Annotated in this window: 14 protein-coding genes and 1 tRNA gene; 9 read left to right on the top strand and 6 right to left on the bottom strand. The window is 57.6% G+C overall.

What is annotated here, in order from left to right; translation table 11 throughout:
* Positions 1 to 54 precede the first annotated feature (54 nt).
* Entirely contained in the window at positions 55 to 1209 is a 1155-nt protein-coding gene (locus C2R22_RS22510; protein WP_103428014.1) for a multicopper oxidase domain-containing protein, read from the top strand.
* A gap of 725 nt (positions 1210 to 1934) precedes the next feature.
* Here the strand turns inward: C2R22_RS22510 and C2R22_RS25395 are convergent.
* Both C2R22_RS25395 and C2R22_RS25400 read right to left on the bottom strand, forming a co-directional pair.
* Positions 1935 to 2372 carry a hypothetical protein gene (locus C2R22_RS25395; RefSeq protein WP_162562625.1) on the bottom strand — a complete coding sequence of 146 codons (438 nt, stop codon included), beginning with the start codon at positions 2370 to 2372 and terminating at the stop codon, positions 1935 to 1937.
* Between the two features lie 111 nt (positions 2373 to 2483).
* Positions 2484 to 2645, bottom strand: a complete 162-nt coding sequence (locus C2R22_RS25400) for a hypothetical protein (RefSeq protein WP_162562626.1) — start codon at positions 2643 to 2645, stop codon at positions 2484 to 2486.
* Positions 2646 to 2681: 36 nt separating this feature from the next.
* Between C2R22_RS25400 and C2R22_RS22515 the strand changes: the two genes are divergently transcribed.
* Entirely contained in the window at positions 2682 to 4181 is a 1500-nt protein-coding gene (locus C2R22_RS22515; RefSeq protein ID WP_162562627.1) for a transposase, read from the top strand.
* A 329-nt stretch (positions 4182 to 4510) separates the two neighbouring features.
* On the opposite strand, the gene C2R22_RS22520 is transcribed toward C2R22_RS22515, so the two are convergent.
* From C2R22_RS22520 to C2R22_RS22530, 3 genes are all read right to left on the bottom strand, one after another.
* Positions 4511 to 4696, bottom strand: coding sequence for a DUF7333 family protein (locus C2R22_RS22520; RefSeq protein WP_103428016.1), 186 nt, complete (start codon positions 4694 to 4696; stop codon positions 4511 to 4513).
* Positions 4697 to 4788: 92 nt separating this feature from the next.
* A complete protein-coding gene (locus C2R22_RS22525; protein WP_103428017.1) occupies positions 4789 to 5541 on the bottom strand; it encodes a DUF7260 family protein in 753 nt (250 codons plus the stop codon).
* A gap of 103 nt (positions 5542 to 5644) precedes the next feature.
* Positions 5645 to 6046, bottom strand: coding sequence for a plastocyanin/azurin family copper-binding protein (locus C2R22_RS22530; RefSeq protein WP_173862846.1), 402 nt, complete (start codon positions 6044 to 6046; stop codon positions 5645 to 5647).
* A 369-nt stretch (positions 6047 to 6415) separates the two neighbouring features.
* Here C2R22_RS22530 and C2R22_RS22535 point away from each other — a divergent pair, with 369 nt between their 5' ends.
* The 7 genes from C2R22_RS22535 (at position 6416) to C2R22_RS22565 (ending at position 11337) form a co-directional block, all read left to right on the top strand.
* Complete coding sequence (locus tag C2R22_RS22535; RefSeq protein ID WP_103428018.1) at positions 6416 to 7840, top strand: cytochrome ubiquinol oxidase subunit I; 1425 nt, start codon at positions 6416 to 6418, stop codon at positions 7838 to 7840.
* Positions 7833 to 8837 (top strand): cytochrome d ubiquinol oxidase subunit II, encoded by a 1005-nt coding sequence (gene cydB, locus C2R22_RS22540; protein ID WP_103428019.1) that lies wholly within the window; start codon positions 7833 to 7835, stop codon positions 8835 to 8837. The genes C2R22_RS22535 and cydB overlap by 8 nt, the downstream gene beginning before the upstream one ends.
* A gap of 93 nt (positions 8838 to 8930) precedes the next feature.
* A complete protein-coding gene (locus tag C2R22_RS22545; protein WP_245903109.1) occupies positions 8931 to 9161 on the top strand; it encodes a hypothetical protein in 231 nt (76 codons plus the stop codon).
* Positions 9162 to 9231: 70 nt separating this feature from the next.
* Positions 9232 to 9306 (top strand) — tRNA-Glu (locus C2R22_RS22550).
* A gap of 296 nt (positions 9307 to 9602) precedes the next feature.
* Complete coding sequence (locus C2R22_RS26715; protein ID WP_245903110.1) at positions 9603 to 9767, top strand: hypothetical protein; 165 nt, start codon at positions 9603 to 9605, stop codon at positions 9765 to 9767.
* A gap of 535 nt (positions 9768 to 10302) precedes the next feature.
* On the top strand, positions 10303 to 11106 hold the full coding sequence (locus C2R22_RS22560; protein WP_103428021.1) for a hypothetical protein: 804 nt from the start codon (positions 10303 to 10305) through the stop codon (positions 11104 to 11106).
* Between the two features lie 48 nt (positions 11107 to 11154).
* The gene (locus tag C2R22_RS22565; protein ID WP_103428022.1) at positions 11155 to 11337 is read left to right on the top strand and encodes a hypothetical protein; all 183 of its coding nucleotides are present in this window, start codon (positions 11155 to 11157) and stop codon (positions 11335 to 11337) included.
* A gap of 63 nt (positions 11338 to 11400) precedes the next feature.
* Here C2R22_RS22565 and C2R22_RS22570 read toward each other — a convergent pair whose 3' ends face one another.
* Positions 11401 to 13935 (bottom strand): heavy metal translocating P-type ATPase, encoded by a 2535-nt coding sequence (locus C2R22_RS22570; RefSeq protein WP_394342407.1) that lies wholly within the window; start codon positions 13933 to 13935, stop codon positions 11401 to 11403.
* Between the last annotated feature and the right edge of the window lie 50 nt (positions 13936 to 13985).

Consider the following 13985-nt stretch of genomic DNA (forward strand, 5'->3'; position numbering starts at 1 on the left):
ATCGGGACATCGCAGTCTCCCTATATTTAGGCCAACCAAACTGCCGAGTGTATCATGACTACACGTTTCGGCGCACCCGGAACCGGACTGTCCCGGCGTGAGTTTCTCGCGGCAACTGGCGCGACCGGTATCGCTTCGTTAGCAGGCTGTTCTGCGGGCGGAGCCAACGAGCCAGCAGCAACGAGCGGTACCCCCACGCAGGCACAAACTGACTCGCCTGATCTCCCCTACACCAGTCCCCCAACAGTCGTCAACGTCGACGAGCAGGGCGGCGAAGTGACGATGCGGACTCAGCAGGCCCGCCATGCCGTCCACCCGCTCGATACAATGGGTGGGCCCGTCGAATTCCCACGCGTCTGGGCGTTCCAGGCTGACGACAACGACCCCAGCGTCCCCGGCCCAATTCTCAGAACGACCGAGGGTAACGCGATGGAGGTGACACTCGACAACACCGATGGCCGACGTCCCCACACGATTCACTTCCACGGTGTTCGCAAGACGTGGGAGAACGATGGCGTCCCGACGACGACCGGCATTCAGGTTCCGCCAGGGGAGACACACACCTACGAGATTCCCGCGAACGTCCCTGGAACGCATTTCTACCATTGTCACTTCCAGACCCACCGGCATATCGACATGGGCATGTACGGGATCTACCGAGTCGATCCCGAGGGCTACGAACCGGCGGACCGCGAATACTTCATGACGATCAAGGACTGGGATTCACGGGTTCCACGGAAGTGGGCCGGTGAGGCGGACTTCACCTACAATTCGGCAAGTCGAAATCCGGACGTGTTTACCGTCAACGGGAAGAGCGCGCCCCGGACGCTGCATCCCGAAGAAGGGTCCCCGATCATCGTCGACGAGGGCGACTCAGTTCGTATCCATCTCGTCAACGGCGGGTACATGTCGCACCCGATGCACATCCATAACCACCGCTTCCAGCGCGTCGAAAAGGACGGCGGGACGATTCCGGAGGCTGCCCGACACGACATGGACGTCACGAACGTTGCCCCTGCTGAACGACACACGATCGAATTTACTGCCGATGCAGACCCCGGCATCTACCTGATGCACTGTCACAAGGTCAACCACGTAATGAACGGCACATTCTATCCCGGCGGGATGCTTACTGGTGTGGTCTATCGGTCAGTCATGGATACGGACATCTTCAACCAGCTTATGGAGTACGCCGGCTACTCCACGTAGAGACGCTCTACACGACGACCAAGACTGGATCTAACTGAACGATAGTGGTTAACCGCCTCTAGTGGATTACCAGTAGGTCAAAGTTTGGTTCTTTGACGGATAGGTGGTGTTGATATTTAGTGGAGCGACTATACCGGCGACTTTGAAATTCAGTCTGGATGACCCGAAGGCATATGGTCATACGAGTGGTACTTTTGACATATGAACGCCCTGAACAACCTCCACAAGGCAGGTAAGCCCCCTCGAATTGGCTATCGTGGGCTCTCTGCAATCTTAGGAGTTGTAACGCTGGTAACATTCGGGACTGAACGGTTCCTGTTTGAAACGGCTGGTCAATCACTTGGAGAACTACCTGCGTATGTGATGGGGGGTGTCCTCCTCGTCGTCGGGGTGAGTGCCTTCTACGCGTCAGTAAACGGTCAAGACATCAGAACGGCAGTTCTCCTCTCGTTAGGGCCGGTTGGTGGACTCTTGGTGTATTTAATCGGGTATCATCTCGTCTTGCCCCGAGTACTGATTCTCCGACGTGGCTCATATTCCTCGCTTTTGCCGGGGGACTCCTTGCGATTGGGACTGTTGCACACCTCTGTGGTCGTTTAGCCAAAAGAGTGTTCTAAACCGTTTGGAGTGTCCTCCTTTAGTTCTCCAGCAAGATTCATCGCCGTCAGCGACATAACACGGCTCTTCCAATATTAGAAGAGAAGACCACGACGCGCATCTTCCAATCAACCAATCGTGCTAGTCTGCGAGAATTCACGACCACGAAGCCAGTATTCTACCGCCGCCAGAATACCGTAGGCAACAAGATAAAATGGTGCCCATACAAACACGAAGAGGAACCCGGGAGAATCCCCTTGTCCACTTCCAATTGGTGGGATGTAGACGAGGATATGCCAGAAAACGAGGATACCTACCAACAGAGCCCCCGGGCTACGAATTTCATACCGAAGCCAGAGAAAAACGGGAATCCCTATCGTCACGAGCCCGAAGGCCATAGATAATGCGAGTGCGTCCCAAAGTGTTCCTGAGATTGAAACATTCGAGGTTGGAAGGAGGCTATACACGAATACACCGATTGAATAGAGGACGGTGATTGCGATGCTGATGGCGACGGGACGCTTCCAAGTTTCCGACGCCGAGAACCACCGGTGGAGGGCCGACATACCGCACTATTGTACTTGACCGGATATTACTCTTTACTCCACATATGCCAGACACCGTACGCTCAGGTCGATGTCAAAATACATACTATCTTATAGGGGATTTCTCGTACCTCAAAATGAGTGACGGACAGAGAGCATCTTCACCCTCCACAAGAACTCTTCAAGCCGGAGTACCCGGGCGGCGAAACTCACCCGTCCGTCCGCCGCGACGAGCGTATCGAACCGTGGGTCGTCGCCACCGCTGGCTTCCTCGGAGACCACAAGTTCACTCACGACTTCGCCAGCGGGCGGCGCTACAACGCGCCAACGATGATGAAAGCGTTCGTCTACCAGCGCATCGTCGGCGTCGAGTCGTTCCACCGGCTCGCCTCGCACCTGAATGGACGCCCAAAGGTCGCGGCACTCCTCGGGTTTACTGAAGGCGTCCCGAGCGGCGACACGTTCCGCGAGTGGTGGCAGAACCGCCTCGGAGACCGCGAACGAGACGCTACCGAGACTGTCATCGCGGAGTACTTCCGACCCGAACTGGCTGACCACCTGCTCAGCATGGGCCTGCCCGCTGGCGGAAGCCTGCTTGACGTGGAACTCCCCGACCAAGACCCGAAGGACATCAGCGCCACCGAGAAGTGCGAGGCCATCCAGCACATCCGTCCGCTGATGTACGACCTCCTCTCCCTCGGTCGCGCGGATAACACGACGTTCCACGACAACTGGTTCTTCGACTTTCAGGCACTCATCAGCCGTGAGCGTGACTTCGCGGAGAAAAACATCGACGAATTCCACGCCGACGGCGAAACCGCGCCGAGCGCCCCGACGCACTTCAACGCCATCTCGTCGCGTGAGGCGACCGAGTGGATGGGGCAGTTCGAGGGCGTCTTTGAAACTGTTGTCGAGGTGGCCAAGGGCGCGGGGATGCTCAACCGGCCCGTGGAGGTGATGATTGACGGCACCGACCTGCCGTTTTACCCGCAGTCGAAGGATGACGACGGGAATCTCATTATCCCCGAAGGTGTCGTCGGCACGAAGAAGAGCAAAAACACCACGTGGGCGTACAAACACATCACCATCAGCGCCCGTACCCGTGGTCGGACGGTCAAGCTCGCTTCGTTTACGCTGAAAGACCGAGGGAACCTCACCACCGCCACGATGTATCTCGTCCGTCGCGCGAAGGAACTTCTGAGTGTGAAGCGACTGTACATGGACTCGGAGTTCCTCGATGTCGGCTTGCTCTCGTGGCTTGACCGGCAAGATGTGCCATTCATCGTCCAGTATCGCAAGGCTGGGAAGAAAATCAAGCAGTGGGTGGCGTCGCTCGAAGGCGACGCGGGGGCGAAGTCCCACATCATCAACCCGAACTCGCGGGACGAGAGTCTGCGTGTGACGATGCTCGCCAAACGTTCCTCGTGGGGCGAGGAGAAGCAAGAGGACGACGCCGAGCAGACGGCCCTCACCGACTTCGTGGACAGCACTACGCCCGATGAGCCCGAACCCACTGGAGAGTGGGTCGTGTACGTCACAAACATCGAGGAGGCGGGGGACGACCCGAAGACATGGGCGGAAATTTACGCGCGACGCTGGGCCATCGAGACGAACTACCGCGTTGTCAAGAACGATTTCCTCGCTAAGACCACAAGCCGGAAATTCAGCGTACGCGTGTTCTACTGGCTGTTCGCGGTGATGCTGTATAACGCGTGGGTGCTGTTGGACGTGTTCCTGCGGGCCGACCACCCGGAAAAGGCCCCTGATGACCGACCAGTTATGCCCGCGAGGTCGTTCGCCAAGGCGTTCTACTCGTTCGACCCCGGATAGGCACGTTCTGTCGCCTGAGAACACCCTTTCCTGAGCGACGGCTGTCGTTCACTGTCCTGATTTTCATAGAGAACCGAATTCGTTCAGAAGGGCGTCGCCGCGTCCTCGCCATCGCCGCCAGAACAGCCCCGAGTTGAGATTTCGTTTCACCGTGTTGGACGCCGTGAGTTACTCAAACTTTGGCGTACTGTTACCGTTGGTTCAACACCAATCTGTTGAATCAGCCGTCGCCAGGACTGCGAATCGGTCATCGAAATGAATCGGAATCAACACAGCTGGGGGCTGGCATGGACCGCAATCTGGCGAATTTCGGCTACTGGGTCAGCCTGTTACGGACTGGCGCGGAATTCGCCGTGTTTCATCCCGAAGAAGAACGCGATGACTGAGAAGACGATCATCGAGGGCAGAACCATCATGAAGACTGTCGAGGAGGTCATCACGGTCGTGAGCGCAATCGCCGCGATGGCGACAATTACGACGAGGGGAGCCACCGAGCGCACAAAGTCGAATTCCATATGTACTGTTGTGACCGGATAGACAAAACCGTTAACAAAGTAGATTTGCTGGAAACCGGCACTGACGACTGAGTAGGTGGTGAAAGAGGGAACTACTCATATTGGGAAATGATTTCCAAGATATCGACAAACGTCCCCAATACCGGATAATCAACCTCCAGATCCTCATAGAGATACGAACAGAGATCAGTGTAGGCATCCGCATCTGCTGACCGATCGATTCGATGAGCGTGGATTTCCTCCTGCCGTTGCTGGATCCAGCTCTGACATTTATCATTCAACGTGTGAAGGGTGTCGTATCGGTCGATCAGTTCAGTATCTGAGAGGGCCTGTAATTCCGTCGAATCAAGTTCTGCTATCGCCTCTCGAATCTCCTGAACTGTGGATTGCGCGTCTTTGAGCGTGGTGAATTCGTCTTCGAGAGTTTCTAGAAAGACCCGCCGGTTGTCAATACACTGCTGTGTGGCCTCGAGGAGTCGTTGTTTGATGAGCGGTGAGAACGTAGTCGCTTCTGAGATCAGGAGCAACACATCCATCCCGAATTCGGCACTGAGGCTCGCCTCAAACGAATCACCGTACACGTCGCCGTAGTGGTCGACTGCCATCACAGTCTCACGATACCACGGCTCGATGGTATCGCGAACCGACTTCTCTGCGGATGTAAGGCTCTGATTCACTCCAACAACTGACCGTTCGAACCGTGGAGCCTGTGTTTCGACGGTCTGAATACACTGGCGAAACCGTTGGAACGCTCGACATTCGCGTTCGACCTCGCGTCGTTCTCGCCGAACACTATCGAGGACAGCATCTGTGTATGTCGGCCACGAGCCTTGTGCGAGCGTCATCGGAAGTGTATCTCTCCATACTGGAAGTCCGAAGCAGAATCAATGTCGGCCATATGGTGTACAAGCGATTCCGGAGCGCACAGCTCGCAGTATACGCGTCCGTCTACCCGGAGAAGGAACTGTACGAAACGCTGCCTTGATCGACGATGGTCTGGCTTTCGGGAACGTCTCCGTCCGGCGGCATACTCCCCTCCGCGGGACCGCCGGGTTCGCCAACGACAATCCGACCAACCATCCCCAGGGACTTGTGCGGGATACAGAAATAATCGTACGTGCCCGTAGTCTCGAACGTATGCTCGTACGTTGCGCCCTGTTCACTCAGGATTTCGCTATTGAACGTTTCAGCTCCCTCGGGGATCCGCGTCACCTCTGCTGAACTCGTTCCTTGTTTGTAGGCAGTTGCCGAGTGACTCCCACTCTGGATTTCGAACGTGACTGTCTCCCCGGATTCGACGAACAGACCGATGGGATCGAAATAGTACTCGCTCCCTTCGGTGACCATCATAACCGTGTTCGATCCCCCGAGCCACCGGCCGTTTCTCCTCCCGAACCGCCGGTCGTCTCCTCTGTCTCAGTCGTAGTCGGCTCACCGCTACCATCACCATTTCCAGAACTACAACCTGCGAGACTGGTTACGCCACCTGTTGCGAGAATTCCGGCTGTCTTGAGGACTTGTCGACGCTCCATACCCACTTATCAAACTCCCCAATATAAGGGTCGAAGGCGGATTCCCAATACATAGGACACCGCCTTCGTTTGACGTACCGAAGTCGCAAAGTCGGAGTGATGGCATTCTATCCGACAGCGGTCCATTTTTCACCCAATCTACGAATCATCGTTCAAACCAATAGCGCCATCTGTCGAGGTGAGACCGGTGGTTGATCCGGTTCTAGCGAGCCGACTCCAGTTTGCGCTCACCACGATCGTTCACATCATCTTCCCAGTGATGAGTATGGGACTTGCACCGTTTCTCATCTATTTCACATGGAAAGAGATTCGCACCAAACAGCCAGTGTATGAACAGCTCCGTCGGTTCTGGACCCGCATCTTTGCGGTCAGCTTCGTCGTTGGAACGGTGACCGGACTCGTCCTCGAGTTCGAATTCGGAACGAACTTCGCCGCGTTCTCGACGACCGCAGGGGAGCTGTTCGGTGGTCCACTCGCTCTCGAAGGGATGATGGCGTTCATGCTTGAAGCGACGTTCCTCGGTATCTTCGTCTTCGGCCGCGATCGTGTTTCGGACCGGCTCTACTTCTTGTCGAGTATCGCCGTCGGGCTCGGCACCTGGCTCTCAGCCGTCTGGATCCTCATCGCAAACTCGTGGATGCAGACACCGCGTGGGTTCGAAATCGCCGTGGAGAACGGCCAGCGAATTGTGAAGCTTACCGACCCGCTCGCAGCCTACCTCAATCCGAGGTTTCCGTATATGTTCATCCACATGCAGAACGCGGCCGTCGAGTCGGTCGCGCTCTTCATGGCCGGCGTTGCCGCCTACTACGTGTTCCGACACCACGTCTGGGGATACCCGATTGAACACATCGATTTCTGGGAGAAGTCACTGAAAATTGCGCTCGTCGTCCTCCTAATTACGGCCCCACTACAGGTGATTCAGGGCGATGAGTATGCTCGCCATGTCTCTGAAACCCAACCCCAGAAATTCGCCGCGATGGAAGCCGTCTGGGAAACCGACTCCTACGTCCCCGAGTATATCGTTGCGTTCCCGGCGAACGTCAATGACCTGCTAAACCCACGCACGAAAGAACTCTTCGGCATAGGCATTCCGGGTGGCGCATCCTGGCTTGCGAGTGGCGGAAACCCACAGGCAACAATACGTGGCCTCGAATCCTTCTCAACGAAATCTCCACCAGTGGCGATCGTCTTCTGGGCGTTCCGGATTATGGTCGCCCTCGGCTTTTGGTTCATTCTGCTGGCCGTCTGGGGGGGCTATCGGTGGTGGCGTGGCGAACTCTTCGAGGATGACCTACTGCATAAGGCGTTAATGGCATCGTCTCTCTTGGGATTCGTCGCCGTGGAGGTCGGCTGGATTGTCACCGAAGTCGGGCGACAACCGTGGGTCATTCAGGGGGTGATGAAGACGAGTGCCAGCGTCTCTCCGAATCTCACAGGCGCCGAAGCGACGTTCACACTCCTCGGATTCGTTACCGGGTACATCATGTTATTGAGTCTCTACACATATGTCGTTGGTCGTATCATCCGAGCGGGGCCGCCATCGAAAGACGAGCTCACGCAGAGTGATACTGTCCACGTCCGAGAGTCGGAGGTGACGTCCGGTGACTAACGTCGGATCGCTGGCTACGAAGCCGCTCTTCGGATTACCGCTCGCCGAGCTTTGGTTCGCGCTGCTGTTTTTCATCTTCGGGATGTTCCTCTTTCTCGACGGCTTCGATTTCGGCGTGGGCGTCCTGTTTGCGACCCGTACCGATGATCACGAGAAAGAACAGCTGTTGGCGGCTGTCGGGCCGTTCTGGGACGGGAACGAGGTCTGGCTCGTCGTCTTCGGTGGTGCACTGTTCGCAGCGTTTCCGTCCGTCTACGCGAATCTCTTCAGCCGATACTATCTGTTGATGTTCGCGATTCTCGCCGCACTCGGCCTCCGGGGGCTCGCCCCAGAGATGTACGAGGAACGCGAAGACGACCGCTGGCGGACACTCTGGGGCTACTCGTTCGTTATCGGGAGTACCGTGACGCCGTTTCTGCTGGGGCTGTTTGTCATGAACTGGCTGATCGGAGCGACTGGGCTCATCACCCCCGTGGGGGTCCTCGGGGGTCTCACAGTCCTTGTCCTCACGGTTGTCGACGGGGCAGCCTTCCTCGGGTTGAAAACTCGCGGCGCGCTGCGAGACGACATGCGGAACCGCGGTGTCCGGGCTGCCGTAGGGTATCTTGGGGGAGTGATCATCACTCTCGGGTCGATATACGTGACCGAACCAGCACTACGCTCCTCGTTCCGATCACCCCTCATTGTCGCACTTGTGATCCTTACTGCCACCTTGATAGGAATCTACGTCGTCGCGCTCCGTAGAAACCGATACTACGCCGCGTTCGCGGCGACAGCCGCACTCGTCTTCGGACTCGTGGCACTCGTCGCAACCCTTCTGTTCCCCTACGTCGATCGGACCGCCGGCCTCACGATCCGAGATGCGATTATCTCCACGCTTCCGCTCAATCTCATGTCGATCATGACGAGTGTATTGCTCCCAATCGTGTTGATGTACTTCGTCGTACTCTACTCGGCGTTCAGCGGTCCGATCGATACCGAGGAAACCTACAGATGAGTCACACCATCAGACAACAGCGTGTCGTTAGATTGCGAGGACAGAGTCAGCTGGAAAATCAACATCGATTCGTGAATATGGTGGTCTGAGACAGTGACATCAGCACAGTCCAATTCGGAGCCTCGATTGCTATCCCGAATCGTAGTGACGTGGGTTGAGCTCACGGTTGTCGGGTTTGGAGGAGGTGCAATTGGTACATCGATTGGTGGTCCAGCAGGGTTGATTATTTATTTCATCACAACCCTCGTCTCAGTTGGAATCCTCTTCTACAACATGAACGAACTCATCAAACAGTGGGTTGCTCCCGATGGAGACACCACGTAGTGTCGGTGTGTGGCGAGTTCAGTTACGCGAAGGGAGTAGGCTTAACTGGATTCGCTAGCAATTACAAGATGTTCCGTTAGTGTAGCTCGGCCAATCATCTCGGCGTCTCACGCCGAGGACCGAGGTTCAAATCCTCGACGGAGCATCCCTGATCCGTTCCACTGCTCTTCTCATACCCCTGATAGATGTCTACCGCACAACAAGGAACCGAGGAACACATTTTAACCCGCTATACCTCCGTAGAGATCGGTACAATCACCAGCCCATGTCTGATTTGTTCTTGCCACCGCCACGGTCGTATACAGCTGGCCACCGGCTGTACTCGGATGGTTTGTATCCGGCTTACTCGGAATTCTTGTCGCAGTAGCTTCCGGCCGGACATCAGCAGTCAAGCCCAGTCTCATCAAGTGGCCCCGGCCTGAGTCAAGAGGTGATTTAGCGGTGAATGCGATCGCATACAACGGCGTTTTGATTATCGGAACCGTACTTGGACAGATCATGTGGACAGCATCAAATAGTCTCCTACTCGCTGCAGGGATTGGAGCCGTTCTTCCGGTCTGGTTCCTCAAGCATATACAGTTCCTCGTGTTTCTGGACGGCGAGTGAATTCACTGTGCCGGTCATACTTTCGGAGGAGGATATTTCCACACCCAGCATGATCCAACGACAGTCAAATCCAGGATGTAAGAAGTGAATCAGTCAGGTAGAAGTGGCTCCCTGTCCAAGACTGAATAATGTCTCCGGAAGAGCGTCCACCACGGGAGGAAACCCCCCGTGGACAGACCTCTCGAATCGGATCTATTCGGCCACTCTCTGTACTTCTCGCAGCGATTGTTACGCTCACTCAGGTTCCCGTCGCGTCCGCCCACGGTACAACCGGAAGCGGTGGACTCTCGCAAGGACACGGTGTCATTCTTGCTCTCGTCGGTGCCGTTATCCTCGGCGGATTCATCCTTCTCAAACGGACGGATCGTATCACGCCAACAACGGCTCTGTACGGCGTATTCGTTGGGATCGCAATCACTGCACTCGGAGCTGTTCTCTTCGAAGGACTCTCGCCGGATCCGACATATACTGCGAGTTCGATGCCGTTCCCCGAGCGTGGTATCAGCCACTGGCGCTGCTGAGTGGCTTGGGCATCATGGTCGCGAGCTTCGTCGTTGGGTGGCTCCGCTGGCCATCCCGTCCACGGTACACGTTCCTCGGCATCCTCATGGGATTGTGGATCTCGTACCCCTACCTTCTCCCAGAACTGGCAGGGGATACACATCCACTTGGGTACGCTATCGTCCTCGGAACGCCAATTCTGATTGGCTATGTCATCTGGAAGGACGCAGGGGGTGTCATTCGCGCAGTCATGCGTGATCCGGTTGCGCGTCGCTTCGGCATCGGCGTCGGTGTCGTGTTAGCGCTCTTTTTTGTTACCGTGACGGGCTACCTCTCGTTTTTCCCCGAGGAAGGATTCCCCCAGAAGGTGACGGTCGTCGTTCTGCCCGCAATCTATCAGCTGGTATCGTGGCCCACCCTCGAAATCGCGATTCCGCATCTCCCGCTCATACATATCCCGTTCTTCCTGGCCCTGTCACCTGGCCAGGTCATCGTCGTCGGGATGCTGAGCGCACTCATCGGGCTGAACGCCGCTCTCATTGCTCGTCACTGGCGCGTCGAGGAACGAGCCGGCATGACCGAAGGGACCGCCGGAAGTGCTGCAATCGTCGGGACGTGTACCTGTGGGTGCTGTGGGCCACTCGTCGCAAAGATCGCGGTACTTGCTGCCGGGCCATCGATTGCCGCCCCCCTCTACTGGGTGTTCGTCGATTCGGCCTCGCCGCTCAGTGCAGTATTCATCGTCGGGAGCCTGCTTCTGTTTACTGGCAGTCTGCTCTACTCGGTCCAAACAGCCCGACAGCCCGATCAATCGGCTGCCATCATCCCGGCCGACTGAAATGCCGGATCTGCCGTGAGAACGGGGGTTGAGCGAACGTCTCACAATATGAAGGGGCAACGTCGACAGTACGTGTTTTTGGGACTAGCAGCGGTACTGATCGTTGTCGGCACACTCGGAACCGGCTTCCTCCCGTCGACCCCGTTCTACCAAATCCTCTCTGGAGGCATCATCGTCGCGGGCTTTGCGGTCGGGTACGCGGGCCTCGGTACCTTCGAATTTCTCGAATGATTCGATAGGAACCGTCTTCACCCGGCTACAGCAGGAATCTACCGCTTCGCGGGGTTGGAGTCGCTACTCGGTAAGCAGGGCTCGAAACGAATTCGCCGCGAGAAGACCACCGGTCGCCACGACTGCTCCCATCGCGAACACTGGATTGAGCAACCCCGTCGCCGCAAGAGGGATCGTGATCCCATTATAGAGCAGTGCTAGCCCGTTGTTCTGTTTCACACGTCGACGAGCCGCATCTGCGAGGTCGAACGTCGTCTCCACCGCCGCAAGGTCGTCATCGACGATAGAAATATCCGCGGCATCGGAAGCGAGCGCGGTCCCACCGCCGAGCGAGATACCCAGATCGGCCGTCGCAAGGGCCGGAGCATCGTTCGTTCCATCACCGACCATCGCGACCTGTCCACGGGACTGTAGCCGCCGAATCGTCGCAGTCTTGCCCGCCGGCGGAACCCCTGCAAACACGTGGTCGACTCCGGGGTGAGTGCCGAGGAAGTCAGTGGCGGCCTCGTCATCGCCAGTCAGGACGACGATCTCCATGTCACGAGCACTCAACTGCGTGAGCGTGTCGTCCCAGCCCGCTCGTGGCTCGTCGCCCACGACGATGACACCCTCCGCACGACCATCACGACCGACGATGACCGGAAGCCGCCCGACGTCACGAGCAGCTGTCGCCCGGGTTTCGATGCTGTCGCTCACCGACCACTCCAGATCCGTAAAGAGATCAAGATTGCCCACGAGAACTCGCGTATCGTCAACAACCCCTTCGACGCCGGTCGCGTGGCTCGTGAACTCTGAGATGCGCCCTGCTCGCTCGCGGTCGTCCTCATTCGCGATCCCACCATCGGCTCTGGGATCCTCGCCGGCTTGCTCCTCTTGAGCGAATGCGGTCACGATCGCGTCCGCCGCCGGATGCGATGCTCGCTGCTCCAGGTCTGCGACGGCGGCCAACAGATCTGCCGGTGCATCCGCCTCAAGAACTTCCATCCGACCGGTCGTGATGGTGCCTGTCTTGTCGAAGACGACGACGTCGACGTTCCGAAGCCGCTCGAAGACGGTTTCGTCGAACACGACGATGCCGCGGTCTACTGCCTCCTCGATACTCGTTGCGACGGAGAGGGGCGTCGCGAGCCCGAGTGCCCATGGACACCCGACCAAGAGCACTGACAACGCCGTCAGGACGGCGATCGGGACGCCAGCCCCCTCCACGAGTGACCAGCCGCCGGCGAGAACAGCCCCACCCACGACGACTGGAATGACGAACGACGCGAACCGGTCGGCCTGTCGCTGGACGCCGTGGTCCCCACTCTGGAGATTCCAGACCGACGTGATGAGGCGGTCGATACTGCTGGATGCACTGTCACTCACCGTGAGGACAGCGGCGCCGTTCGTGACGACCGCGCCGCCGACGAGGTCGTCACCCGCTCGCTTCAGCACCGGGAGCGATTCGCCCGTCACGACCGCCTCGTCTACCGTACACTCGCCCTCGGCAAGGACTCCATCGACCGGGATACGTTCGCCCTCACGGACGAGCACGCTCTCTCCTGGTTCGAAATCGCTCACGTCGACCGTCGTCGTGGTCCCATCGGCGTCATATCGTCGGGCGTCAGTAACCCGCGAGATGGTGAGGTCCGTCAGGCAGTCCATCGCCCGCTGCTTGCTCAGTGATTCGTAGAAGATCGCAGCGACCACACTCGCGGCAACCACGATCGTCAGGTCGTAGAAGACGTCGATCCGCCCGAGGAGAAACGCGATCGTGCTGTACACGTAGGCACTCACGACGGGGAGTGCGACGAGCAGATCCGTATTCGGCTGTCGCATCTTCAGACTGACATACGCACCCTGTAAAAGCGGAAGGCCGGTGAACACTAGGACCACACCCGTCAGGACAAGAAAGAGCGGCAAGATCAACAGGCCATCTCCACCGCCAATCCCGGATGCACTCGCGTATATGTCTAGCGTCCCATCGCCGAAGAACGACGAGAGCTGCGCTGGATAGAGGAGCACCGCGTACGGCAGGAGCATGAACGTCCCGAAAATAACGCCCGCTGCGTAGCGAAACCCGAGCACTTCGTCGATGTCTCGGCCACCTGTCTCGTCTTGCTGCCGCGACTGGCCAACAGCAGTTATCGGACTATCACGACCACCGTCACGACGCGTCGCCGTATAGCCCAGCGGGCTCAGCGCGTTACAGAGGTCGTCCACCGAGATGCTCGTGGGATCGTACTCGACGCGGATCGTCTCGGTTACGTAGCTCGCTGCAGCGTGGGTGACGCCCGCACGGTCTTCGGCAATCGATTCCAGAAAGGCTTCACACGTCGCACAGTGCATCCCATCTACCTGGAGAAAGACCCGTGACTCGGCCCGCTCTCCGAGTGTGTTTGGTTCGCGTTCACCAGCGTCACCGTCAGTGTCGATTCCGCCCGTGGGTCCGTGTATCGTCTCCGAGCGACTGGAACGCTCCTCGTCACCGAGGACGCGTTGGACATCCCGACACCCCGTAGAACAATAGACGCCGCCGTCTTCAGCCGCGACTCGATCATTGGGGACGACGCCACCACAGAGCGTGCACGTGGTAGGTGAAGAATGAGATGGAGGCATAGCTGATCACCACCGGCGAGAAGAGGTACAGCATCGACCGCGGAACATGG

This window comes from Salinigranum rubrum (genome assembly GCF_002906575.1).
In the GTDB taxonomy this organism is placed as follows: domain Archaea; phylum Halobacteriota; class Halobacteria; order Halobacteriales; family Haloferacaceae; genus Salinigranum; species Salinigranum rubrum.